The 23,395-nt window shown below is 36.8% G+C and carries 27 protein-coding genes; 23 read left to right on the top strand and 4 right to left on the bottom strand.

Annotated elements, in window-relative coordinates; translation table 11 throughout:
* The first annotated feature begins 16 nt into the window (after window positions 1–16).
* Window positions 17–1,156 carry a site-specific integrase gene (locus LDM92_RS02450; RefSeq protein WP_223901903.1) on the top strand — a complete coding sequence of 380 codons (1,140 nt, stop codon included), beginning with the start codon at window positions 17–19 and terminating at the stop codon, window positions 1,154–1,156.
* 492 nt (window positions 1,157–1,648) lie between these two features.
* On the opposite strand, the gene LDM92_RS02445 is transcribed toward LDM92_RS02450, so the two are convergent.
* The 3 genes from LDM92_RS02445 to LDM92_RS02435 form a co-directional block, all read right to left on the bottom strand.
* The gene (locus tag LDM92_RS02445) at window positions 1,649–2,590 is read right to left on the bottom strand and encodes a hypothetical protein (RefSeq protein ID WP_223901902.1); all 942 of its coding nucleotides are present in this window, start codon (window positions 2,588–2,590) and stop codon (window positions 1,649–1,651) included.
* Between the two features lie 256 nt (window positions 2,591–2,846).
* Entirely contained in the window at window positions 2,847–3,476 is a 630-nt protein-coding gene (locus LDM92_RS02440; RefSeq protein WP_223901901.1) for a DUF3862 domain-containing protein, read from the bottom strand.
* Window positions 3,477–3,576: 100 nt separating this feature from the next.
* A complete protein-coding gene (locus tag LDM92_RS02435) occupies window positions 3,577–3,993 on the bottom strand; it encodes a hypothetical protein (protein WP_223901900.1) in 417 nt (138 codons plus the stop codon).
* A gap of 405 nt (window positions 3,994–4,398) precedes the next feature.
* Here LDM92_RS02435 and LDM92_RS02430 point away from each other — a divergent pair, with 405 nt between their 5' ends.
* The 4 genes from LDM92_RS02430 (at window position 4,399) to LDM92_RS02415 (ending at window position 7,679) form a co-directional block, all read left to right on the top strand.
* Entirely contained in the window at window positions 4,399–4,716 is a 318-nt protein-coding gene (locus LDM92_RS02430) for an ATP-binding cassette domain-containing protein (protein WP_309294907.1), read from the top strand.
* A gap of 116 nt (window positions 4,717–4,832) precedes the next feature.
* Window positions 4,833–5,681, top strand: a complete 849-nt coding sequence (locus LDM92_RS02425; protein ID WP_223901899.1) for a sce7726 family protein — start codon at window positions 4,833–4,835, stop codon at window positions 5,679–5,681.
* 13 nt (window positions 5,682–5,694) lie between these two features.
* Window positions 5,695–6,606, top strand: coding sequence for a sce7725 family protein (locus LDM92_RS02420; RefSeq protein ID WP_223901898.1), 912 nt, complete (start codon window positions 5,695–5,697; stop codon window positions 6,604–6,606).
* Window positions 6,603–7,679 carry an RES family NAD+ phosphorylase gene (locus LDM92_RS02415; protein ID WP_223901897.1) on the top strand — a complete coding sequence of 359 codons (1,077 nt, stop codon included), beginning with the start codon at window positions 6,603–6,605 and terminating at the stop codon, window positions 7,677–7,679. The genes LDM92_RS02420 and LDM92_RS02415 overlap by 4 nt, the downstream gene beginning before the upstream one ends.
* A 105-nt stretch (window positions 7,680–7,784) precedes the next feature.
* Here LDM92_RS02415 and LDM92_RS02410 read toward each other — a convergent pair whose 3' ends face one another.
* Window positions 7,785–9,137, bottom strand: coding sequence for a Mur ligase family protein (locus tag LDM92_RS02410; RefSeq protein WP_223901896.1), 1,353 nt, complete (start codon window positions 9,135–9,137; stop codon window positions 7,785–7,787).
* A gap of 143 nt (window positions 9,138–9,280) precedes the next feature.
* Between LDM92_RS02410 and LDM92_RS02405 the strand changes: the two genes are divergently transcribed.
* The 18 genes from LDM92_RS02405 (at window position 9,281) to LDM92_RS02320 (ending at window position 23,264) form a co-directional block, all read left to right on the top strand.
* Window positions 9,281–9,880, top strand: coding sequence for a thymidine kinase (locus tag LDM92_RS02405; RefSeq protein WP_223901895.1), 600 nt, complete (start codon window positions 9,281–9,283; stop codon window positions 9,878–9,880).
* 17 nt (window positions 9,881–9,897) lie between these two features.
* Window positions 9,898–10,986 (top strand): peptide chain release factor 1, encoded by a 1,089-nt coding sequence (prfA, locus tag LDM92_RS02400; RefSeq protein WP_223901894.1) that lies wholly within the window; start codon window positions 9,898–9,900, stop codon window positions 10,984–10,986.
* Window positions 10,979–11,827 carry a peptide chain release factor N(5)-glutamine methyltransferase gene (gene prmC, locus LDM92_RS02395; RefSeq protein ID WP_223901893.1) on the top strand — a complete coding sequence of 283 codons (849 nt, stop codon included), beginning with the start codon at window positions 10,979–10,981 and terminating at the stop codon, window positions 11,825–11,827. The genes prfA and prmC overlap by 8 nt, the downstream gene beginning before the upstream one ends.
* Window positions 11,827–12,831 carry an L-threonylcarbamoyladenylate synthase gene (locus LDM92_RS02390; protein WP_223901937.1) on the top strand — a complete coding sequence of 335 codons (1,005 nt, stop codon included), beginning with the start codon at window positions 11,827–11,829 and terminating at the stop codon, window positions 12,829–12,831. The genes prmC and LDM92_RS02390 overlap by 1 nt, the downstream gene beginning before the upstream one ends.
* A gap of 84 nt (window positions 12,832–12,915) precedes the next feature.
* Window positions 12,916–13,545 (top strand): uracil phosphoribosyltransferase, encoded by a 630-nt coding sequence (gene upp, locus LDM92_RS02385; protein ID WP_198179422.1) that lies wholly within the window; start codon window positions 12,916–12,918, stop codon window positions 13,543–13,545.
* 117 nt (window positions 13,546–13,662) lie between these two features.
* Entirely contained in the window at window positions 13,663–14,376 is a 714-nt protein-coding gene (gene atpB, locus LDM92_RS02380) for a F0F1 ATP synthase subunit A (protein ID WP_046331973.1), read from the top strand.
* An 18-nt stretch (window positions 14,377–14,394) separates the two neighbouring features.
* On the top strand, window positions 14,395–14,619 hold the full coding sequence (gene atpE / locus LDM92_RS02375; protein ID WP_034981200.1) for a F0F1 ATP synthase subunit C: 225 nt from the start codon (window positions 14,395–14,397) through the stop codon (window positions 14,617–14,619).
* Window positions 14,620–14,661: 42 nt separating this feature from the next.
* The gene (atpF, locus tag LDM92_RS02370) at window positions 14,662–15,174 is read left to right on the top strand and encodes a F0F1 ATP synthase subunit B (RefSeq protein WP_223901892.1); all 513 of its coding nucleotides are present in this window, start codon (window positions 14,662–14,664) and stop codon (window positions 15,172–15,174) included.
* Window positions 15,174–15,722, top strand: a complete 549-nt coding sequence (gene atpH / locus LDM92_RS02365) for an ATP synthase F1 subunit delta (protein ID WP_223901891.1) — start codon at window positions 15,174–15,176, stop codon at window positions 15,720–15,722. Before atpF ends, atpH begins: the two co-directional genes overlap by 1 nt.
* A gap of 14 nt (window positions 15,723–15,736) precedes the next feature.
* Complete coding sequence (gene atpA / locus LDM92_RS02360) at window positions 15,737–17,248, top strand: F0F1 ATP synthase subunit alpha (protein WP_187154285.1); 1,512 nt, start codon at window positions 15,737–15,739, stop codon at window positions 17,246–17,248.
* An 11-nt stretch (window positions 17,249–17,259) separates the two neighbouring features.
* The gene (locus LDM92_RS02355; RefSeq protein WP_223901890.1) at window positions 17,260–18,222 is read left to right on the top strand and encodes a F0F1 ATP synthase subunit gamma; all 963 of its coding nucleotides are present in this window, start codon (window positions 17,260–17,262) and stop codon (window positions 18,220–18,222) included.
* Window positions 18,223–18,244: 22 nt separating this feature from the next.
* Window positions 18,245–19,684, top strand: a complete 1,440-nt coding sequence (atpD, locus tag LDM92_RS02350; RefSeq protein WP_046331978.1) for a F0F1 ATP synthase subunit beta — start codon at window positions 18,245–18,247, stop codon at window positions 19,682–19,684.
* A gap of 11 nt (window positions 19,685–19,695) precedes the next feature.
* The gene (locus LDM92_RS02345) at window positions 19,696–20,133 is read left to right on the top strand and encodes a F0F1 ATP synthase subunit epsilon (RefSeq protein ID WP_046331979.1); all 438 of its coding nucleotides are present in this window, start codon (window positions 19,696–19,698) and stop codon (window positions 20,131–20,133) included.
* 73 nt (window positions 20,134–20,206) lie between these two features.
* On the top strand, window positions 20,207–20,437 hold the full coding sequence (locus LDM92_RS02340) for a DUF1146 family protein (RefSeq protein ID WP_046331980.1): 231 nt from the start codon (window positions 20,207–20,209) through the stop codon (window positions 20,435–20,437).
* An 81-nt stretch (window positions 20,438–20,518) separates the two neighbouring features.
* Window positions 20,519–21,508 carry a rod shape-determining protein gene (locus LDM92_RS02335; RefSeq protein WP_045927967.1) on the top strand — a complete coding sequence of 330 codons (990 nt, stop codon included), beginning with the start codon at window positions 20,519–20,521 and terminating at the stop codon, window positions 21,506–21,508.
* 16 nt (window positions 21,509–21,524) lie between these two features.
* Window positions 21,525–21,818: a membrane protein insertion efficiency factor YidD gene (gene yidD / locus LDM92_RS02330; protein WP_034981179.1), complete on the top strand. Its 294-nt coding sequence runs from the start codon at window positions 21,525–21,527 to the stop codon at window positions 21,816–21,818.
* A gap of 8 nt (window positions 21,819–21,826) precedes the next feature.
* Window positions 21,827–22,054 (top strand): DUF2969 domain-containing protein, encoded by a 228-nt coding sequence (locus LDM92_RS02325; RefSeq protein WP_223901889.1) that lies wholly within the window; start codon window positions 21,827–21,829, stop codon window positions 22,052–22,054.
* Between the two features lie 16 nt (window positions 22,055–22,070).
* Window positions 22,071–23,264 carry an FtsW/RodA/SpoVE family cell cycle protein gene (locus LDM92_RS02320; protein ID WP_223901888.1) on the top strand — a complete coding sequence of 398 codons (1,194 nt, stop codon included), beginning with the start codon at window positions 22,071–22,073 and terminating at the stop codon, window positions 23,262–23,264.
* Window positions 23,265–23,395 lie beyond the last annotated feature (131 nt).

Genomic DNA, 23,395 nt, shown 5'->3' with positions numbered 1-23,395 from the left:
AAGAGGTAACTAAACTATGAACATTATTGAATATGAAACTAAAACAGGTAAGAGACGTTATAAATTCAGTATCTATGCTGGTAAAGATAGGAGTACAGGTAAATCTATCTTAATTAGAAAAAGCAGCTTAAAGAGCCTAAAAGAAGCACGTGAAGCGTATCTAAAAGCAGAGTTAGCCATTGAGACAGGAGAATATAAGCCATTTAATGAACGACGGGTTAAGCTTTCTGAAGTGATAGAGATGTGGCTAGAGGTTTATCGACCGACAGTCAAAGAAAGCACCTTTGCCACTACAAAACGTATTCTTAATGACCATGTGGTTAAGGTGCTAGGTAATATTTATTTGGATAAGCTGACAGTAATTCAGTGTCAAAAGGCAGTAAACCAGTGGTTTAGGGATGCACCAGGAACTTATAAGAAATACATTTTTTATACCAGTGATGCAATTGACTATGCTATTAAGTTAGAGTTAATCAATAAAAATCCTATGAAGAATGTGGTTCGTCCTAAAGTTAAGAATGTCCACAAGGAGTTTACCAACTTTTATACTAAAGAGGAGCTAAAGAAGTTCCTGATGTATGCTGAGAAATACAACAAAAAGGCGTTTACCTTGTTTAGACTGTTAGCTTATACAGGATTGCGCCGAGGAGAAGCATTAGCGCTTAAATGGTCTGATATTGATTTTAAAGAGAATGTATTGAGTGTTAAACGTACCCTTACCAAAGGATTAAATAATAAGGTTATTGTGCAAACACCAAAAACCAATAGCAGCTATCGTAAAATAGCAATTGATAAGAGTACAGCAAATATTCTAAAACAGTGGCAACAAGAACAGCGTAAACAAGCAGTAGTTATTAGCATTACAAGTGATCAGGTCATATTTAACCGTGGGGTAGAGAACAAGCCATTGAGTGAGGGCGCTATTGTAAACTGGAATAAAGTTATTTGCGAAAAAGCAGGTCTTAGGCGTATTACTATTCACGGTTTTAGGCATACCAACGCCTCCCTGTTGTTTGAAGCAGGTGTTTCTATGAAAGACGTACAAGCTAGGCTAGGACATAAGTCCATTAAAACTACGATGGATATTTACACTCACGTATCAAAGTATCATCAGAATAAGGCTGTTGAAAAACTAGACAATTACATGAATGGATAAATCGGGTACAAAATTCGGTGCAAAATTTTAAATTGAGTTCTGAAAACGTTGATGTAACAAGCATTACAGCAAGTGCAATGCTATCCCGGATATCCCAATAAAAACAGCTCAACGGCAATCGTGGTGGTAGCTAGTGCCCAACATTTGTCCATCAGAGAGTTAAAAAAGAGTCTGGGAAAAAACTCTAACCTAACTAAAAAGGCTGACAAATCACGTCAATAAAACGTTGATTTGTCGGTCTTTTTAAATTGTGAAATTTTTTAATTTAACTTCAAAGAGCACTTTTTTCCCAGACTCTTTTTTCTTTGGTTTTATGAATTAGCCCAAATTGGCTAAAACTTTATTTTTTTAAATTGATCAGTAAGTGGACTAATCTATTAGTGTTTAGCTAAAATAAAATTCTCAAATTTGTTTCAAATTTAAAAGCTATCTCAAAGTGTAAAATTGTCTATTTACCGATACATACTTTTTATTAATATGCAAAATATTTTTCTAAAAGAAAAATAACACAAATCCCAAAATTAGTATTACTGTTAAAAAACTAAATGCAAACCAATAAAAAATTTTTTTATGTTTAACTATTTTAATTTCTTCTTTATCTATGGCATTTGAACAATCTTTATTTAAGCAAATTTCATCTGAACAATCTATATTTGAACAATTCTTGTTTAAACATTTTTTATTTATGCAAGTCCTATCTGATCCTGAACAATCTTCTTTTTTATCTTTTCTATTGTCTTTGTCAACTTTTGTTAGATTGATTTTTGAAATCCAAATAAACAGTATTTCAATAATTCCCAACACGGTGAAACCGAAAATTGAAGCAAGAATTAGAGCATGACCTAATGAAGCATGTGTATTCCTCATATTTTTGAATAAATTGCTAAGTAAGTTCATTCCACCGAAAATGGCAAAAGTAATAGCAGTGAAGATTCCTAGAAGTGTAATGAATTCTGGATAAAGCTCCTTTTTAATATTGTTTTCTGCATTTATACTATTATTTTCAACTCTTCGTTCTAGGTCATCAAGTCGTTCCTTAATATTAACCAAATCCCCTTGTTTAGTAATAGCACCATAATACCGTTTATATGAAATAACTACATTATTATAAAGGTTTTGACTTTCAGAATCTGTAAGATCTTTTAATTCTCTCAGGTAAAAGGGTAAGTTATTTTCATTAACTTGCTCTGGATCTGGTTTGTCAAGTTCATAATAGCAGTTTTTTAATATTTTCTTTAATTTTTCATCATTGCCAACAGTAGTGCTATAAATAAGATCTTGAATATCGAGATCAATGTACTTTAAAGCGATTTCATTACTTTTGAGCTTTCCAGCAAGTTCACCTAAATTATCGTACTGCTTTTTTGCATATCTTTTCCCTGTAAATACTAGGTCAACAAATCTCCACGCATTTGTTTCTGTATTCTCATCCATTTTCCTCACCTCAAAAATAATTATACATTAATAAATATCATTTTTTAATGAATATTTAGAATAATTGTTGACAAATAGTAAAGTAAATAAAAAAGCGATTTTGTCAGTTAAATTTTTAATTATTGCCCGATTGTGTAGAAAAGATATGAGCCTTATTTTCTCACTCTTAATCAAGGCTTGCGAGACCAAACAATTAAATTTGCATAAGATTACCTAATAAAAAACTAGATGAGTTTTGCTCATCTAGCTTTTTTATTTATTTTAAATTAGTTTCAGTTTTAGACACTAGTTTATCATCGGCAAATGTGAAACTGGCATTTGCTCCTGCAGTTTTTGCTTTAATTCCAGTGAAGTAAACCGCAGTTACATTTTTCTTCCCTAAAACGACATTTTCGTTCAACCCGTCAGGTTCACCATAAGTGTTGACAAGTGTACTGTAAGAACTACCTGTTTTTATTGAGTTAAATGCTTTAAGCGTTAGCTTAGTGCTGTTGCGGCTCCATTTAAAGCCCGAGACAGTTTTGGTAATAGCCTTTTTATGACTAAATTGAACCATTATTGTAGTCCCATATTTAGTCCACGAATATGATTTTACCTTAAAGCCTTTAACCTCAGTGGCTGAAATCGAATTTGGCTGACCCAAAATGTTTTTCACATCTTTAAGAGTACTCCCGCCATTACCTTGTTGCATGACGTCACCGACTTGAATTTTGTCAAAAGATTTTCTAAAAGACGTTTTTTGAGTATTCGATTTCTTTACTTTTTGGCTGCTTTTCGGCTTATTGTTATCAGACTCATTACTATTGCTATTCTTAGAACAACCAACTAAGGATAAGGCTGCTAAACAAATAGCAGCTACTGACAATACATTCGTACGCTTTTTCATTACTTCCTCCTATATTTAAAACTATATGTGTTGGGTCGTTAAAAATTTTTTGATACTTTACGAAATAGATTTGCTATATTAGTATCCCTTATTATAATCATTAATTGACTTTAGATAGATCAGAATAGGTGATGACAAAGGAGCCAAGTACCGATTTTACTTTTTTGATTTTTAGAAAAACAGTATCTCCCTTTTTAGCGTTGGGATTTTCTGGACTAACAAAATTAAGATGCTTGCCGGTTTCCATGTTGTAACCAAAGGAACTTTGAGGCTCGAATTTCTTAATTTTAAATTGTACTGTCTTACCTTTTAAATTTTTACCTTTACTGAGAGCAGCTTCCGCAGCTTTAATATTGGGATAGTCTGCCACTTTTGGTTCTGGTTTCTTTTGTTGATGAGTGGTTTTAATAGATTTATTAGGACTTTCTTTACTAGTCTTATTGTTAGAACAACCTGCAATTGTCAGTGCCGCTAAAACAGTGGCGCCAATCGAAAAGGCCTTCTTAAATTTAATCATTACTTCCTCCTGAAGCGATATTGCCGTAGGTTTGGTGTCACTGGCGTGGTGGACAAAAATACCTGATAGCAAAAATTAATAACGATTTTTAGTTTTTATAATTAATTTCTAATCAAGTATACTTTAATTTTATCGTACATTTTTAATACCGTAAATGATGTTCACTAATATTATTTAAGGCTAAATTGAAGATGTTTTAATGCTTAAAATATAATTTTCATGGTGTTTTAGCCAAATGTAAAAAATATGCTGGAAAAGATTTAACTCTGCAAGTGGGAGCTATCGGGATCTATATCGTTGTATGCCAATACGCACCTAGGTATAAATACATTAGTTTTAAGTTCAAAAGCAAACTAAAAGGACTAACTCTGATTGAATATCGGCAATTAGTCCTTAATTTAGCTAATATATTGTCCAAATTTTAGGGTTCACATCAATGAACTCGGTAGCAAAGCATTAGATTTTAAATTTAAAGAACAAGGTAGCAATCTTTCCGGTGGACAAGCACAGAGACTGGCTGTTGCCAGAGGACTGCTGAGTCATAAGAAGATTTTTTTACTAGATGAAATTACCTCTAGCCTGGATCATCAAAATGCTGATGAAGTACACCGCTTAATTTACCAACTGCCTTCAATAGTTATTGAAGTGGCTCACAACTTTAACAAAAAAATAGCACAAGAAAACAGCGTCAAGATCTTTAACATAGAAAAAAACGATGCGTAGAGTCTTAACTTATTATTTAATTGACTCTTTTAAAAATTAAATTTATCCATACTAGGTTTAATACCACTTGAGATTGTAAGGGTAGCCATTTATAATATTTTTAAAGGAGTTATATAATGGATTCTCTAATTAATCGTGTTTTTACAAAAACAAATATAAATCAAATTTTGACTAGCGGAAAAAGTGCGATCAATGAAATAGTAATTGATAAGTATTCTCTTTCAAAGCAAATTGAAACTCAAGAGGACGCTTTTGACGCCATTTATAATTTCATGAAAAGAAATTATCGTAATGAATATTATTATAAGAATCAGTTATTAAATAATTTATTAATTGGTAGACATAGCTTAAATACAACTAGTGCAATTAGAGAACTCCCGATCAGTAATTCAATTGCTGATTTCATTCTAATAAATGGTAAAGCTCAAGTTTTCGAAATAAAAAGTGGACTAGATAGCCTAAAAAGACTAAAAGGCCAACTGCAAGATTATTTTAAAGCATTTACTTATGTTAACGTCATTATGGATGAAGCTCATCTAAAAAAAGTGGAAAAAGCTGTACTTAATAAAAATGTAGGATTATATGTTTTAACTAAAAGAAACACTATAAAGAAAATTCGAGAAGCAAATGAATACAATAATTTTCTCGATCATACAGTAATATTCAAAATATTGAGAAAAAAAGAATATGAAGAAATTTTGTTGAAATATTTTGGTAAATTATCAAACGCAGATGATTTCCATTACTTTAGAGATAGCTTAAAAATGTTTAAACAGCTACCGATTGAGATAGCTCAGCAGGAACTAACTACTATGCTTAAACTCCGTTATCTAAATAAATATAAGGATAATAATTCGTTAATATTAAGTTTTTCGCCTGCCTTAAGAGAAGTAATTTATTTTTCCGATTATCGGAAAAAACAAATTGAAGAACTAAATCAGAGACTACAGGAAAAATATAAGTGAAAGGGGTTAAATTATGTACTTTCCATACTTACGCGGAAAATTATTTGAATTGAAGGCGATTGAAGAACTAGTTAGGAATAAAAAGATTAATAATAATATTGTGCCGATTATTGAGCCTGTAAATGAAAAATCACAATTTAAAAAACTAGTGCTGTACATGATAGATAACAAGAAAAAATTTGTGGCTATTCAGAACGCTCAGGTGGGATCTTATAAGAAAATTAATACGAAGGAATTTAAAGATGCGAGAAACAGCAAATTCTTTATTAAAGGTAGAATTATAAAATCGCAGTCTGATATTGATATATTACAAAAGATGTCTACTGAAGAAACTGCGGCTGTTTTTCTAGATTCGGATATTTTTAATCTAGATGTTTCAAAAATCGATAACGATAAAGTGCTTAAAATAATACCAGATAATACATCTTTTAAAATGAAATTTCAAAATGCAAAAAAGCTTATTTTATTAGATGACAAGTTTAATAAACAGGAACGTAACGCAGATTATTTAAAAAAGAAAGATGAGTTATTTTCAATAGATCATCAAATCTTTAATAATGCTGGTTATTTTGGTTTTAGTGATTATTCAATAATTGGAAAGGAATACAATGACCATGGTTTTGCACCATTAGCTGTTTCAATACATTTAGTTTATTTTGGTGACAAAGATGAACTTCGAATTCGTCACTTTACTTCTGATAGTAATTCAGATATTAGGGATCCAAATGCTAAGGTACTTGAGGCTCTCGAAAAATTTGCAGTTTGGTATGATAGGCAGCCCAAGAAAAATCATTCATTGGGAGCTGATATTTTAAGAGAAAATTATGATACCAAACTGTATCACGGATTAGGGGTACTAAAAAAATACTCAATTATGCATCATTTAGAAATTATGAATAGATATTTAGATGAAAGAAAAAAATGAAAGTTTGTGTCAAATGTTTTAAAGATACTGATATAATAGAAAGAATTAAAAGAATTAACCATAAAGATGTTTGTGACATTCATAATGAAGTAGATTATATTTTTGATACTAATTCAGATATTGGACTTAAAGATGATTTTGAGAATCTTTTGTCAGTTTATGAAGAAGATGTAGATAAAAAATATAAAAATTCTGTTCATTTAACAAATACTTTTAGCTCGTTGGAAAAAGATTGGAACATATTTGCAATTAATGCAGAAGAAATACAAAAATTTTTGACTGCTCTCTTTAATAATAATTTTCCAGTGCCATCAATTACAATAATTCCACAGTTGGAATCGAAAAGTGAAAGATGTAATCGATCAATACTGGGCAATCATAGCTGGAAGGACTTTTGTAAAGATATAAAGTATCATAATAGATTTTATAATAATTATTTTAGACCGGATATATTTTTAAAATTTTTAGAGTGGACGAAAATTATTATAAAGGCAGGGACAATTTTTTATCGTTCAAGAATAGATCATGACAATAAAAGAAAAAATTATCAAAGTGGAGATATGAAAATACCCCCCAAAAGTCTTGTCTCTGCTGGTAGGCTAAATTCAACTGGAATAGGAGTTTTATATTTATCAAGTAATAAGTCATTAACAATTGATGAAATTAGACCTGCTGTTGGAGATGTGGTAGTAACTGGAAAATTTACATTAAAGAAAGATTTAGAAATTGTTGATTTAACGAAACTAGATAACATTTCAGTATTTGGTAGTAGTATGGATCCAGAATTTTTAATTGACTATCAAATAAATCGCGATATTCTTAATTCAATTTGTGAGGATATGAGAAAACCAAGTGGAAGTCAGTACAACTCTTTAGATTACTTACCTACCCAATATATAAGTGACGTTATAAAATCACAATATAGTGGAATAAAGTATGGCAGTGCAATGACATCAAAGGAAAATCAAGATTATAATTTAGTAGTATTTGATGATAAAGATGTTGAAGTTGATATTAGTCATTTATCATTTAATAAGATCAGTTCAGTGAATTATAATCCTATAAAAATATAAATTAATTATTAAAATTTGAATTATAAACAAAATGCAAAATAAAAATAACCCGCAAAATGTTTCATTACACACTTTGCGGGTTTTTAATTTATATTATTGTTGCTTTTACATCCCAGCCTTAATCATCTTTTTCTCAGCCATAGTCTTGCGTAAAGAGAGCATAGCAGTATAGGTAGACAAAATGTAAACTTTTTTAGTTGGCAAATTGGCAATATTGGCAATTACTTCCTCATTATCTGTGCAGGTAACCATTTCACCCGGATTAAAACCGGCGACTTCCAGACGAAAGCCCATGTCGTGCCAGCGTTCGCCACCAACCAAAATTTTTTTTATTTGCTTATGGTTGAGATCTTCAAACTGACCATCCCAAATCCAGGAAGTGTCAATGCCGTCAGCGTGGTTGGCATTAAGCAATGCTACTAATGAATAATCATCTTTTTCAGTGTTAAGCATGTGCAGCACCTCATCTAGACCAACCGGATTTTTAACTAAGATCAGGTCAATTTCTTTTCCTTCATATTTAATTAATTCTTGTCTGCCAAAAATCCGCTTATTTTTTGCAAAAGCCTGAGCAATTTCTTCCTCACTCAGGTCAAAATAGCGTGCCACAGAATAAGCAGCTAGAGCATTATAAATATTGTAAGTTCCGCCAATGTTAATGCTGTAGTCTTTTTTGCCCATTTGAAATTTGAGTTTATTTGGTGACTGCTCAATAATCTTGTTAACAGAATAGGTTAATTCGGGTCTGTGATAGTTGCAGTTAGGACAGAAAAAATCTCCCAAGTTGGCATAAATACGTTCATGATAATGTAAAATATGATCACACTTAGGACATAAGATGCCATCGGTATTGACAGGAGCCTTGCTGTCATTTTGCGGCTCATCGCTAGGCAGTTTAAAGCCATAAAAAATTTTAGGATTAGGTAAGTCGACTGAAGAAAAGATACTGGCATCACCATTGGCAATAATAGTAGCCTTGGGTGCCAGTTTGATTCCTTCAACAATTTTATCGTAGGTTGTGTAGATTTCACCATAGCGATCCATTTGGTCGCGAAAGATATTGGTTAAAACAAAAACGCTGGGATGAAGCAATTCCGTCACCATTTTGACATTAGCTTCGTCAACTTCTAACACTGCAATTGGTCTCGAAGACTTTTTCTTTTTATGTGCCAAAAAAGCGGTCACGATTCCCTGCTGCATGTTGGAACCCGATGGATTGGTCAAAACGTCACCGTATTTTTCCCGCAGTGCTGCTACGATCAAAGCTGTAGTCATTGTTTTACCATTTGTACCTGTAACAACTACAGTTTCATAGCCTTCAGCCAGTGTTTTTAAAATTTCAGGATCCAGATCCATTGCCAACTTGCCGGGAAAACTGGTACCGCCTTTTAACACATTATGTAAAAACCAGTAACTTGATTTACCCGCGCCTTTTGCTATTACAGACTTAAAACTCATTTTCTTCCCTCGCTTTAAAATCACTATCAACTATAGCATAGCCACAAATTGAAAACGAGTTTTTAACCATTTAACTACACATATTTTATTTTTACATTATACTAGATGAGTTAGGTGAATTTAAATGAAACAAAGGAGCAAAAATGGCACAATTATTTTTTGAGTATGGCACGATGAGCAGTGGCAAAACTTTAGAGATACTAAAGGATGCTCATAACTATGAAGCTCAAGGTCGTAAAATCGCTTTGTTAACCAGTGGGATTGATGATCGCAGCGGAGTTGGAACTGTGGCCTCAAGAATTGGACTTCACAGAAATGCAGTTCCGATTGACCATGATTTTGATATTTTTGCTTATATAAAAAAGTTGAATGAGCAGGAAAAAGCACGTGGAGATGGCGCGATTGCCTGCGTGTTTGTGGATGAAGCACAGTTTTTGGAGCGTCATCATGTGGTGGAATGTGCCAAAATAGTGGACGATTTAGGTATTCCGGTAATGACATTTGGCTTAAAAAACGACTTCCAAAATAATTTATTTGAAGGAACCAAGAATTTATTAATTTTTGCTGATAAAATAAAAGAGATCAAAACGATTTGCCACTACTGCGGTAGAAAGGCTACAATGAATCAGCGGATACACAATGGTAAACCGGTTTATGAAGGCGAACAAGTTCAAATTGGCGGGGATGAAAGTTATTATCCGGTTTGTCGGTTTCATTATTTTCACCCGGAGCAAGAAAGATAGGAAGGGATTAGAACAACATGGATAAAATTATGGCACAGCTTGAAAGTCTTGTTGCTCATTATGACGAATTACAAGAGATGATGGCTGACCCAGAAGTTATCAATGATACTAAAAGGTATATGGAGGTTTCTAAAGAAGAAGCAGATTTGCGAGATGTAGTTGAAAAATACCGCAAATATAAGGCCGATAAAAAAGAAATCTCTGATAATAAGGATATTATTGCTAATGAAAATGATTCTGATTTGGTAGAAATGGCCAAAGATGAAAATAACGAGTTAGAGCAAGATATTGACAAACTGGAAGATGAAATCAAGATTTTAATGCTGCCAAAGGATCCTAATGATGACAAGGATATCATTATGGAAATCAGGGGAGCTGCTGGTGGGGATGAAGCTTCCTTATTTGCCGGTGATTTGCTCAGAATGTATGAAAAATATGCAGAAAGACAAAACTGGCAGGTTTCTATTGTCGACAGTGAGCCAACCGAAGTTGGCGGTTATAAACGGATTGCCATTATGATTACTGGCAACAAGGTTTATTCAAAACTTAAATATGAAAATGGCGCTCATCGCGTGCAACGCGTTCCTGTAACTGAATCTCAAGGTCGTGTTCATACTTCAACGGCAACTGTAGCTGTCATGCCTGAATATGAGCAGGTTGACCTTGATTTAGATCCCAAAGATATTAGAGTTGATGTCTACCGTTCTAGTGGTGCCGGTGGTCAGCATATTAACAAAACTTCAAGTGCTGTGCGTATGACGCACTTGCCGACAGGAATCGTTGTTGCAATGCAGGATCAACGTAGTCAGCAGCAAAACCGGGAGAAAGCTATGCAGATTTTAAAATCTCGTGTCTATGATTATTATGAAAGTCAAAACCGGGACAAGTATGATGCCAAACGTAAAAATGCTGTCGGAACCGGTGACAGATCTGAGCGCATCAGAACTTATAACTACCCGCAAAACCGTGTGACTGATCATCGTATCGGCTTGACGCTTAATAAACTTGACCGGATAATGAATGGTGAACTTGATGAAATCATTGATGCTTTGATTTTGTATAATCAAACTAAGCAACTAGAGGAGCTGGCTGAACAAAATGTCTAAGATTGACACTTTAAAGAGTCTGAGAATCTGGGCTGCTGAAACTGCACCTGAACAAAGACCGGAAGATATTGCTTTTTTACTGGCTGAAAGACTGCAGCTGAGTCCTAGTGAATTTCAGTTAAAACAAGATATGGAGCTAACGCCGCAGCAGGTTAAACAGGCACAAAATGATTTGCGCCAGCTGGCTAAAGGGATATCGCCCCAGTATATTTTGGGTTATTCCTGGTTTTTTGGCTACAAGATTTTAGTGCAGCGCGGCGTTTTAATTCCCCGTTTTGAAACAGAGGAATTGGTTGAATGGGCTCTGCAGGATCTAGCTAGTGGAGACAAAGTGCTTGATTTGGGTACCGGTTCTGGCTGCATTACCGTAGCTCTAGCTAAAGAAGCTGCCAAAAAGCAAATTACAGACCTTGATTTATATGCTTCTGATGTCACTGATGCTGCCTTAAGAACAAGTGAAGAAAACTTTTTGATTCATAAAGTGGATGTGACAGTCCGTAAAGCCAATATCTTAATCGGACTGGAAAAATTCGATAAAATAATTTCTAATCCTCCCTATATTAAGGAAACAGAAAAAGACGTAATGGACCAGAATGTTCTGCAAAATGAACCAAAAGAAGCGCTTTTTGGTGGTAAAAACGGCATTGAATTTTATCAGAAATTTGTTAAACAGGTACGCGATCATTTAAATAGTGGCGGCGAATTTTTCTTAGAGTTTGGTTTTAGTGAAAAAGACCAGCTGGCAGAGTTATTTGCTCAAGAACTGCCTGACTTTACCATAGAATTTAGAAAAGATTTAGCCGGAAAACCGCGTATGGTTAAGGGAAAGTGGCATAAATGATGGAAACAAAAATTTTTTCACAGGATCAAATAGATGATGCAGTAAAGTTGCTTGCTGAAGGGGAATTAGTTGCTTTTCCTACTGAAACCGTTTATGGCTTAGGTGCGCTTGCTACAAATGAGCAAGCCGTTAAAAATGTTTATGCAGCAAAAGGTCGTCCTAGTGACAATCCCTTAATTGTGACAGTCTCTGATGCTCAAATGATGTCTAAATATGCCAAAGAAGTGCCGGAACGTGCTCAAAAATTAATTAAAAAATTTTGGCCTGGTCCGCTAACTCTCTTGCTATATGTTAAACCTGACAGTTTGCCTAAAGCTGTCACTGGTGGTCTTGACACCGTGGCTTTTCGTTGCCCTCATGATGCTCTGACTCATGAATTGATCAGTAAATTGGGTTATCCAATTGTCGGGCCTTCTGCAAACACATCAACTAAGCCTAGTCCGACTACTGCCCAGCATGTTTATCATGATTTAAAGGGTAAAATTGCGGGAATTATTGATGGTGGTCCCACAGAAGTGGGGTTGGAATCGACCATTATTGACCTTTCTGTTGCTACTCCAGTGGTTTTACGTCCGGGTGCAATTACACCAGAAGAGTTGGGTAAGGCCCTGGGTGAAAAAGTTTTAATTAACAGCGGCAAAGTTTCCGATAAGGATGTGCCAAAAGCTCCAGGGATGAAATACCGCCATTATGCTCCCAGTGCCCCGGTAGTCGTGGTTGATGATCCCAAGGATTTTGCAAGAATAGAGTTGACGACTGCGACAGGGGTGATGGCTTTAGCTGATGTGCTTAAAAAAATCAAGCTGCCAGCAGTTAATAAATTTAATCTAGGTCAAAATTTAGCGGATGCCGATCATAATTTATTCGGGGGCTTGCGCTATTTTGACGATAAGCCCGAAATTAAACAAATTTTTGTGCAGGGATTTAACGGTAGCGAGGACACTCTAGCCTACATGAATCGGCTTAATAAGGCTGCTGCAGGTCATCATTATATGGCAAAATAAAAATTTACTAGCAAAGGACTTTAAACCCTTTGTTTTTTTTATTAAAATACTCGTAAACGTAATTATGTTTATAGGAGGAAAAAGATGGGCAAATTTACGGTTTTAAATCATCCGTTAATTCAACACAAGTTAACAATTATTAGGCGTAAGGAAACAAGTTCCAACGAGTTTCGGCGGATAGTTGGTGAAATCGGGGGACTGATGACTTATGAAATTACCAGAGATTTGCCGCTAAAAGATGTTGAAATTGAAACACCGATTGGCAAGACCACCCAAAAAGAGATTGCCGGCAAGAAATTGACTATTGTGCCAATTTTACGTGCCGGTATTGGTATGCTTAACGGTGTTATGGAAATGATTCCTTCGGCTAAAGTTGGGGTAATTGGCATGTACCGGGATGAAGAAACCCTTACGCCACATGAGTATTTCTGCAAAATGCCAAAAGATGTGGCTGAACGTGAATGTTTGGTCGTAGATCCAATGCTTGCTACTGGTGGTTCAGCTAATATGGCGATTGGTGCGCTTAAAAAGCGTGGCGTCAAAGTAATCAAACTGGCTGTACTGGTAGCTGCTCCTGAAGGCGTCAAAGCTATTCAAGAAGAAAATCCGGACGTTGATATTTATGCTGCTGCAGAAGATGAAAAATTGCTGCCAAACGGCTATATTACACCAGGTCTGGGGGATGCCGGCGACCGGCTATTTGGTACTAAATAACTGTTTTTAGGTAAAATAGTCGCAAAATTCGCTTACATTTTTCACAAAATTATTGAATGGTGTTAATATTGTATGAGTGTTCGATAATTTGGACACGAGAAGGGAGGTCACGAAGAATTGGAGCAATCATTTGTTTTTAAATTTCTGGGTTTAACATTTGATCTGTCTGGGATCATAGGCTCAACGTTAATGGCAGCTGTAGTATTGTTTGTCTGCATCTGGCTATCGCGCAAAGTGGAGATGAAGCCGAATAAAAAGCAAAATATCATGGAATACCTCATAGACTTCACTGATGGTATTGTTAAAGACAATGTCAGTGATGTGGATGCAAGAAAGCACCTTTCCTTGTATGCTTTTGTTCTATTCATCTATATTTGGTTTATGAACCAGTTAGGCCTCTTCTTAGAGGTTAAAGCAGGAGATAACATCTTTGTTAAATCTCCTACTGCGGACCCAGTGACGACAATGTCATTTGCAATGATGACCTTGCTTCTTTCATTTACATTTGGAATGCAAAAATTCGGTACTGGTGGCTATTGGCGCAATTATGCCGAACCTGTTAGTTTCCTGTTTCCCATAAATATGATTGAAGAGGTCACTAACTTTTTGACATTATCTTTGCGTTTATATGGTAATATCTATGCAGGTGAAGTGTTGTTAACTTTAATAGGTAACAGCTTTGCTCCTAGCTTTGGTGTTGTCACTTTGGTTTTAGCAGCACCGCTTGCTATGATCTGGCAAGGATTCTCTGTCTTCATTGGCTCTATCCAGGCATATGTTTTCGTAACCTTATCCATGGTTTATGTCGGGAAAAAGGTTACAAAAGAATAATTTATTGGAGGTTTAAATATGTCACAAGCTTTTAAATATATCTCAGCAGCTATCGTAGCTGGTATTGCTGCTTTAGCAGCTTCTTGGGGTAATGGTAAAGTTATCACTAAGACCGTTGAGAGTATGGCCCGTCAACCAGAAAGCGCTGGTAACTTGAGATCAACAATGTTCATTGGTGTTGGTTTGATTGAAGCCGTTCCTATTTTAGCGATTGTTGTTGCTTTCCTGATTCTCTTCGTTTAATTTTATTTAATATAATTTAGGTAAAAGAGAGAAGGGCAGTAAATGACATTTCAAATTTTATTTGCAGCCTCAGCAGGTCACATTTACCTTGGAAATACTCTTTGGTATTTAATTGTTTTCGCAATTTTGCTTCTTTTGGTTAAGCATTATGCTTGGGGCCCTGTCTCCGACATGATGGAAAAAAGACGCCAAAAGGTAATCAATGATCTTGATTCGGCTGCAGACAATCGCAAAAAGGCCGAAGTTTTGGCTAATGAGCGTGAAGCTGCCTTGAAGAACTCAAGACAAGAAGCAACGCAAATTCTTACTGATGCAAAGGCGAATGCTGAAAAAACCAGTACGCAGATTGTGGCAGAAGCAAATGATAACGCGGCTTCAATTCATGAAAAGGCCAAGGTCGCTGCCGCTCAGGCAAAAGCTGATGCTTTAGATGAAGCCCGTGCACAAGTAGCAGATATTTCTGTGACGATTGCGGAAAAAGTAATTTCTAAGAATTTATCTGCTGATGACCAAAAAGATTTGGTTGATCAGTTTATTAAGGGGCTGAATAAATAATGGCCTTAAGTACAGAAGAGATTGCTGCACGCTATGGTACTGCACTATTTGATTATGCAGAGGATATGGATGCTTTGGAGTCAGTTCATACTGATTTGCAGGAGCTGGCACAAGCTATCTCAGATTATCCGCAGATTTTGCAAGCTTTTAGCGATCCAATTTTTAACAGTGCTGAAAAAGCGAAATCGCTTTCTGCGATTGAGCAAGGTCTGACCAAAGAAGTTCAAAATTTTTTGAATTTACTGCTAGACTATGACCATTTTTTGGAATTGCCGGAAATAATAAAATGTTTTAATGACTTATATAATCAAAGTCAAAAGATCGAAACTGGTGTTGCTGTTTCAGCAGTGCCGCTAGATCAAGAGCAATTGCAAAAATTAGGTGCTGGTTACGCCCAAAAATATAATTTGCAAAAAGTCATTCTCACTAATGTGGTTGACCAAAGTATTATTGGCGGCGTAATTTTAAAAGTTGGCGATTGCGTAATCGATGGGTCAGTCAAAAACAAACTGAAAAAAATTCGTGCGCAGTTAATTAATAAAAATTAAAAGAGGTGAAACCATTGAGCATAAAAGCAGAAGAGATTAGCTCTTTAATCAAGCAGCAGCTTGAACACTATGATGATAAGCTCGACATTAATGAAGTTGGAGTTGTTACATACATAGGTGATGGTATCGCCCGGGCTCACGGATTGAACAATGTTTTGGCCAACGAGCTATTGGAATTTGACAATGGTTCTTATGGCATTGCACAAAACCTGGAATCAAATGATGTTGGTATCATTATTTTGGGCAATTTTGATGATATTCGTGAAGGTGACCAAGTCAAAAGAACCGGTGAAATTATGCGTGTGCCGGTTGGAGATGCACTAATTGGTCGCGTTGTTAACCCACTAGGTCAGCCAGTTGATGGACTTGGCGAAATAAAAACGTCAAAGACTCGTCCAATCGAGGCTTCGGCACCGGGTGTTATGGAACGCCAGTCAGTTAATCAGCCGCTGCAAACGGGTATCAAAGCCATTGATGCTTTGGTGCCAATCGGTCGCGGTCAACGTGAGTTAATTATTGGTGACCGTAAAACTGGTAAAACAAGTTTGGCAATTGATACAATTTTGAGTCAAAAAGGACAAGACGTTATTTGTATTTATGTCTTTATTGGTCAAAAGGAATCAACTGTCAGATCTCAAGTAGAAACATTAAAACGCTTTGGCGCAATGGATTATACAATTGTCGTCGAAGCTGGACCAAGTGAGCCGGCACCTATGCTGTATATAGCACCATATGCCGGAACAGCTATGGGCGAAGAATTCATGTACAATGGCAAGGATGTTTTGGTGGTCTTTGATGACCTGTCCAAACAAGCCGTTGCTTACCGTGAACTTTCTTTGCTTCTCCGTCGTCCGCCTGGTCGTGAAGCTTATCCTGGTGACGTCTTCTATTTGCACTCTCGTTTATTAGAGCGTAGTGCTAAGTTGAGTGATAAACTGGGTGGCGGTTCAATGACTGCTATTCCGTTTATTCAAACTGAAGCGGGAGATATTTCAGCATATATTCCAACTAACGTAATTTCAATTACTGATGGTCAAATTTTCTTGCAAAGTGATTTGTTCTTTGCCGGTACTCGTCCAGCTATTGATGCTGGTAACTCAGTTTCTCGTGTTGGTGGTAGTGCTCAAATTAAGGCTATGAAGAAAGTTGCTGGTACGCTTCGTACTGACTTAGCAGCTTACCATGAACTGGAAAGCTTTGCTCAATTTGGCAGCGATTTGGATCAGGCAACTCAAGCCAAACTGAATCGTGGACGAAGAGTTGTTGAAGTTTTGAAACAGCCTTTGCATACGCCAATTCCGGTTGAAAAACAAGTTGTCATTCTTTATGCTTTAACTCACGGCTATCTTGATTCTGTTCCAGTTGATGATATTGCCAAGTTTGAAAAAGAGTTATACGACAACTTCGATACTAATCACGCAGATTTACTAGAACATATTCGCAAGACTGGTGACCTGCCAGATGAAAAGAAATTGCAAGCAGCAATTTCTAAATTTGCGGATAGCTTTTCACCAAGTAATAAATAGGAGGTAGTTATATGCCTGCATCTTTACTTGCGTTGAAGAAAAAAATAGCTTCAGTCAAGCAAACTGGTAAAATTACCGAGGCCATGAGAATGGTTTCAGCATCAAAGTTAAACCAAACTGAAAAGCGGGACAAAGGCTACACGATTTATAATGATCATGTGCGACAGACTTTGTCGCGTTTGATGAGTGCTGAAGTAGTCAATCACTTGCATAAAGAGCATGTGGCAATTGACGAAGACAGTATTGGCAAAATTGACTATGAAAATGTCTTTGGGTTGGGGATTGTTTCCGATATGGTCCAGGCACGCAAAAAGATTAACTCTACCGGTTATTTGGTTATTACCGGTGACCGTGGTCTAGTCGGATCTTATAACAGTGCTGTCATTAAAAACATGATGGGTCTGTTTGAGGATTCAAAAGCTGAACATAAAGATATTAAAGTCTTAGCCGTGGGGTCAGTAGGTGCTGATTTTTTCAAGAAAAACAATCTTAATGTTGTCTATGAAAATGACAGTATCACTGATGTACCTACATTTGATGAAGTTTTACCAATTGTTTCAACTGCGATCAAAATGTATTTGAACGGAGTTTATGATGAGCTGTATGTTTGTTACACCCACCATATTAATTCATTATCATCTGCATTTCGGGTTGAAAAAATGTTGCCGATCGTTGACATTGATATTGGTGTCAAAGAAGCTGAAGCTCATAAAGACTTAGAATACGATATCGAACCTGATGTTAATGCCGTTTTAACAACACTAATTCCTCAATATGCCCGCTCTACCATTTACGGTGCTATTCTGGATGCCAAAACTGCAGAACATGCCAGTTCAATGACTGCAATGCAGAGTGCTACGGACAACGTTGATGATTTGGTTTCGAGTTTAACTACTAAATTAAACCGTGCAAGACAAGCAGAAATCACTACTGAAATTACTGAAATTGTCAGTGGTGCTAATGCTTTGAAATAATTAAGAAAAGGAGGTAGATGTTTTGAGTGAAGGTGAAGTTGTTCAAGTAATCGGCCCAGTTGTCGATGTCAAATTCCCGCTTGACAAAAATCTGCCTGATATTGACAATGCTTTGCGCGTCGTTAAGTCGGACGATGAATCTGTTGTTCTGGAAGTTACATTGGAACTTGGCGACGGTATATTAAGAACAATTGCCATGGAATCTACCAATGGCCTTAGACGGGGCATGAAAGTCGAAGACACAGGTGGCCCTATTTCAGTTCCTGTTGGAAATGATACTTTGGGTCGTGTCTTCAATGTTTTAGGGGAACCTATTGATAATGGTCCTAAATTTGACAAAGATCATGCTCGTGACAGCATTCATAAGAATGCTCCTAAATATGATGAGTTGACTACAAGTCAAGAAATTCTTGAAACTGGTATTAAAGTTATTGATTTGCTTGAACCTTATGTTCGAGGCGGAAAAGTTGGATTGTTCGGTGGTGCCGGTGTTGGCAAAACCACGATCATTCAGGAATTAATCCATAACATTGCCCAAGAACATGGTGGTATTTCTGTCTTTACCGGTGTTGGTGAAAGAACACGTGAAGGTAATGACCTTTACTTTGAAATGAAAGCATCTGGCGTTTTAAGCAAAACAGCCATGGTCTTTGGTCAAATGAATGAGCCGCCTGGTGCCAGAATGCGTGTAGCATTGACTGGACTTACTTTAGCTGAATACTTCAGAGACGTTGAAGGCCAGGACGTGTTGCTCTTTATTGATAACATTTTCCGGTTTACTCAGGCTGGTTCCGAAGTTTCCGCTCTGTTAGGACGTATGCCTAGTGCCGTTGGTTATCAGCCAACTTTAGCTACTGAAATGGGGCAGCTGCAGGAAAGAATTACTTCAACTAAGAAGGGTTCTATTACTTCGATTCAGGCGGTTTATGTGCCGGCCGATGACTATACTGACCCGGCTCCAGCTACTACTTTTGCTCACCTTGACGCTACTACCAACTTGGAACGTAGCTTAGTTGAGCAAGGTATTTACCCGGCTGTTGACCCGTTGCAGTCAACTTCGAGTGCTTTGGACCCAGAAATTGTCGGTCAAGAACATTATGAAGTGGCAACAGGTGTACAGCACATTTTGCAACGTTACCACGAATTGCAAGATATCATTTCCGTTTTGGGAATGGATGAGTTGTCTGACGAGGAAAAGGTCATTGTTAGCCGTGCTCGTAAAGTACAGTTTTTCTTATCACAAAACTTCTTCGTGGCAGAGCAATTTACAGGTGTGCCTGGTTCTTATGTTCCCATTAAAGAAACGATTAAGGGCTTTAAGATGATTTTGGATGGTCACTTAGATGATCTTCCTGAAGATGCATTCCGTAGTGTAGGCCGAATTGAAGATGTTTTAAAGAAGGCTGAGCAAATGGGTGTAACTCCTAGTGATCCAGAAGCTAAAGCATTATTAGAAAAGTAAGGTGATGTCAAATGGCAGATCCAGAAAAACTTTTTATGGTAAATGTTGTAACTCCAGATGGCCTGATTTTTTCTCATCACTCCAGTATTGTGGAAATGCGGGCCATTGATGGTCAACGTTCAGTGATGTATAATCACTTGCCGATTTTGACTCCACTGGCGATAGGTGAGATTAAAGTCAAAAGAAGCCGTGAAATGAATAATGTTGTCAATCACATTGCTGTTAGCGGTGGCTACTTTGAGTTTTCCAATAATGTAGCTACCATAATCGCTGACAGTGCTGAACGAGCTGGCAATATTGATGTATCTCGAGCTAAGGCAGCTAGAGAACGTGCACAAAATGCACTGAAAAAAGCTCAAGCTGCTCATGACCAGCGATCACTTGAAAGAGCACAGGTTGCACTCAGAAGAGCCATCAATCGAATAAGTGTTTACAATTCAGACAATTAGAATTAAAGTTTTAAGCGGATGCACTGCTTTGTGCGTCCGCTTTTATTGTGACTTAAGAAAAGTGAGAAAGAATATGTTTCAACTTGGCGTCCATGCCTTAATTAGTATAGTAATTTATTTAATTACGATCGGCTTGTCCTTTCAGATTATGAAAAGTGTCCGCATTGAAAAAATAATTCGTAAAAACAGGGTCTTTGAAGCACAGCTGCTGCTGATTTTTGCTGCGATTGCTCTAGGTTTTCTTGTTGGTAATTTTTTGATCACATTAATTGATACTTCTTTGCAATTAAGTAATTTCTTTTAAGACTTGGTAAAGCGGATAAAGTCCCAAACAAACTTGAAATCTTTATGGTAAAATATACATTGAATATGATGGAGGATTATCGTGGCAAGAGATATAGGAATAGATTTAGGGACAGCAAATGTGCTCATTAATGTTTCCGGCAAGGGAATTGTCTTAAATGAGCCCTCAGTTGTTGCCGTTAATACAAGTACAAATAAAGTAGTAGCTGTCGGAACAGAAGCATACAAGATGGTAGGGAGAACACCGGGCAATATCCGTGTAATTCGCCCTTTAAAAAATGGTGTTATTGCTGATTTCGACATTACCGAAGCGATGCTGTCATACTTTATTGAAAAGCTGAACGTCAAGGGCTTTATGTCCAAGCCAAATATTTTAATTTGCGCTCCTACAGGAGTAACATCAATTGAACAGAAGGCGATTATTCAGGCTGCTGAAAAATCGGGCGGAGGTAAAGTCTACCTTGATTTTGAGCCTAAAGTTGCTGCTGTCGGTGCTGGTCTTGATATTTTTAAACCTCAAGGCAACATTGTAATCGATATTGGTGGTGGTACTACTGATATTGCTGTTTTATCAATGGGTGAAATTGTTACCAGTCAATCACTGCGCTATGCTGGTGATCATATGAATCAGGCAGTTGTATCTTATATCAAAAATAAGCATAACTTGCTGATTGGTTCTCGGACCGCTGAACAAATTAAAATTGAAATTGGTAGTGCTTTTGAACCAGATAAGGATGAAACAATCACTGTTCGCGGTCGTGATGTGGTTGATGGCTTGCCGAAGCAGGCCACTGTGACTGCGCCTGAAATTCAGGAAGCACTTCACGATGGCTTGATGACTATTATCGCGTCTACTAAAGAAGTTTTGGAAAAAACACCACCTGAGCTTTCGGCGGATATCATTGATCGCGGTATCATGCTCACTGGTGGCGGAGCGCTTTTGAAAAATATTGACAAGCTGATTTCATATTACCTTAAAGTGCCGGTACTTACAGCTGATCATCCACTTGAAGCGGTAGCACTTGGTACTGGGATTTTGCTCAAGAATATTGAAAAGCATCAGCGCCACTAATTTTTGGAGGCTCGATTTGCGAAAAATATTGATTTATTTAGTCAAAATTTACCAGAGATTTATTTCTCCAGCTTTGCCAAAGTCTTGCCGTTATTATCCGACCTGCTCAACTTACATGGTTGATGCCTTAACCAAATTTGGGCCATTTTTAGGACTGATAATGGGAATTTGTCGGATATTGCGTTGCAATCCTTTTGTGCGCGGTGGAGTTGATCCCGTACCAGATAAATTTACTATTTTTCGCAATCCTCATCCAGAACGATATGAAGATGAAATTATAGCAAAGAAATTTCATCCAAATATAAAGTAGGAGAATTTATGTCAAAAAAACCTGAAAATATTAACGTTGAAATTAATGAAGTCAAGGGTAAAGAAAACCCTACCTGGGAAGTAGTAATTCCTCAGAAAAAATCTATTGGAGTAATTGAAAAAATTGCTGGTCGTTATCGGGCTACAACTGGCAAAACCAATAGTATCTTGTATGCCAAAAGCCTCGAAAGCTGCATTAATGATTTGCTTTCATACTTTGCTTTACATGAAAAATAATAGGTTGTGATAATTAATGGTCAAAGTACAAAATAAATCCAGTCTTTTTGATCGCATTGCCTGGAATATTGTTGTCCCCGTACTGCTGCTAGCAACTGTGGGCCTTTATTCCATTTATTTTGCTGCGGTTGACGATCCCAGTCACATGGGTAGCCCGGTTAAAGCGGTGGCAATGCAAGGACTTTGGTATATTATTTCAGTGGCCATCGTTGTGTTTGTGATTCAGTTTGATGCCGAGCAACTTTTCCGCATCGCACCGTATGTTTATGGACTTGGCATATTGCTCTTGATTGCGGTTTTGTTCTTTTATAATCGCAGCATTGCTGCAGATGCCGGTGCCAAAAGCTGGTTTAAGCTCGGGCCAATTTCTTTTCAGCCATCTGAAGTCATGAAACCGGCTTTTATACTAATGCTGGCGCGGGTCGTGCGCGAGCATAATGACAAGTTCGCTCATACTATCAAAAATGACTGGATTTTAATCGGTAAAATGTTAGCATGGCTGTTACCGATTGCCATACTGTTAAAACTGCAAAATGACTTCGGTACGATGCTAGTCTTTATTGCAATTGTAGGTGGCGTGGTGCTAGTTTCCGGTATTTCTTGGAAAATTATTGCACCGATGTTTGCGGCAGTTTTTGTCTTGGGAGTCGTGGTCATTTACATGGTTACCACGCCCGGAGGACAATCAATTTTAAGTCACTTTTTCCAGCCATATCAGTTCAGACGTATTATGTCTTGGCTGAATCCATCTACTGATACTTCTAAAGCTGCCTATCAATTGTGGCAAAGTATGCAGTCCATCGGTTCTGGACAAATTTTTGGCAATGGCTTTGGCAAACTGAGTGTTTACGTACCAGTACGAGGTTCTGACATGGTTTATTCAGTAATTGGTGAATCATTCGGCTTTGTTGGTAGTGTGGCCGTCATTTTGCTTTACTTATACTTGATCGTGCAGATGGTACGCATCACATTTGATACTAAAAACGCCTTTTATTCTTACGTTTCAACCGGCGTAATTATGATGATACTTTTCCACGTGTTTGAAAACATCGGCATGAGTATTGATCTCTTGCCGCTCACAGGTATTCCGTTGCCGTTTATTTCTCAGGGTGGTTCGGCCCTAATTGGAAATATGATTGGTATTGGGATGATCTTGTCCATGAAGTTTCATAATAAAGACTACATGTTCAGCCAAGCAGGCGATTTCTAACAATTTAGTAACACACAAAAAGAGCATTTCACGTCAAAAATGAAATGCTCTTTTTTACTTGGTTAAGTTTTCGTTTTTCTTAAAGTTAATTTTATTCGCATGGTTCGAATTTAAAATTGAGAAAGACTTAA

The organism is Lactobacillus laiwuensis (assembly GCF_019972835.1).
In the GTDB taxonomy this organism is placed as follows: domain Bacteria; phylum Bacillota; class Bacilli; order Lactobacillales; family Lactobacillaceae; genus Lactobacillus; species Lactobacillus laiwuensis.
This window is presented reverse-complemented; position numbering and strand designations above follow the sequence as displayed.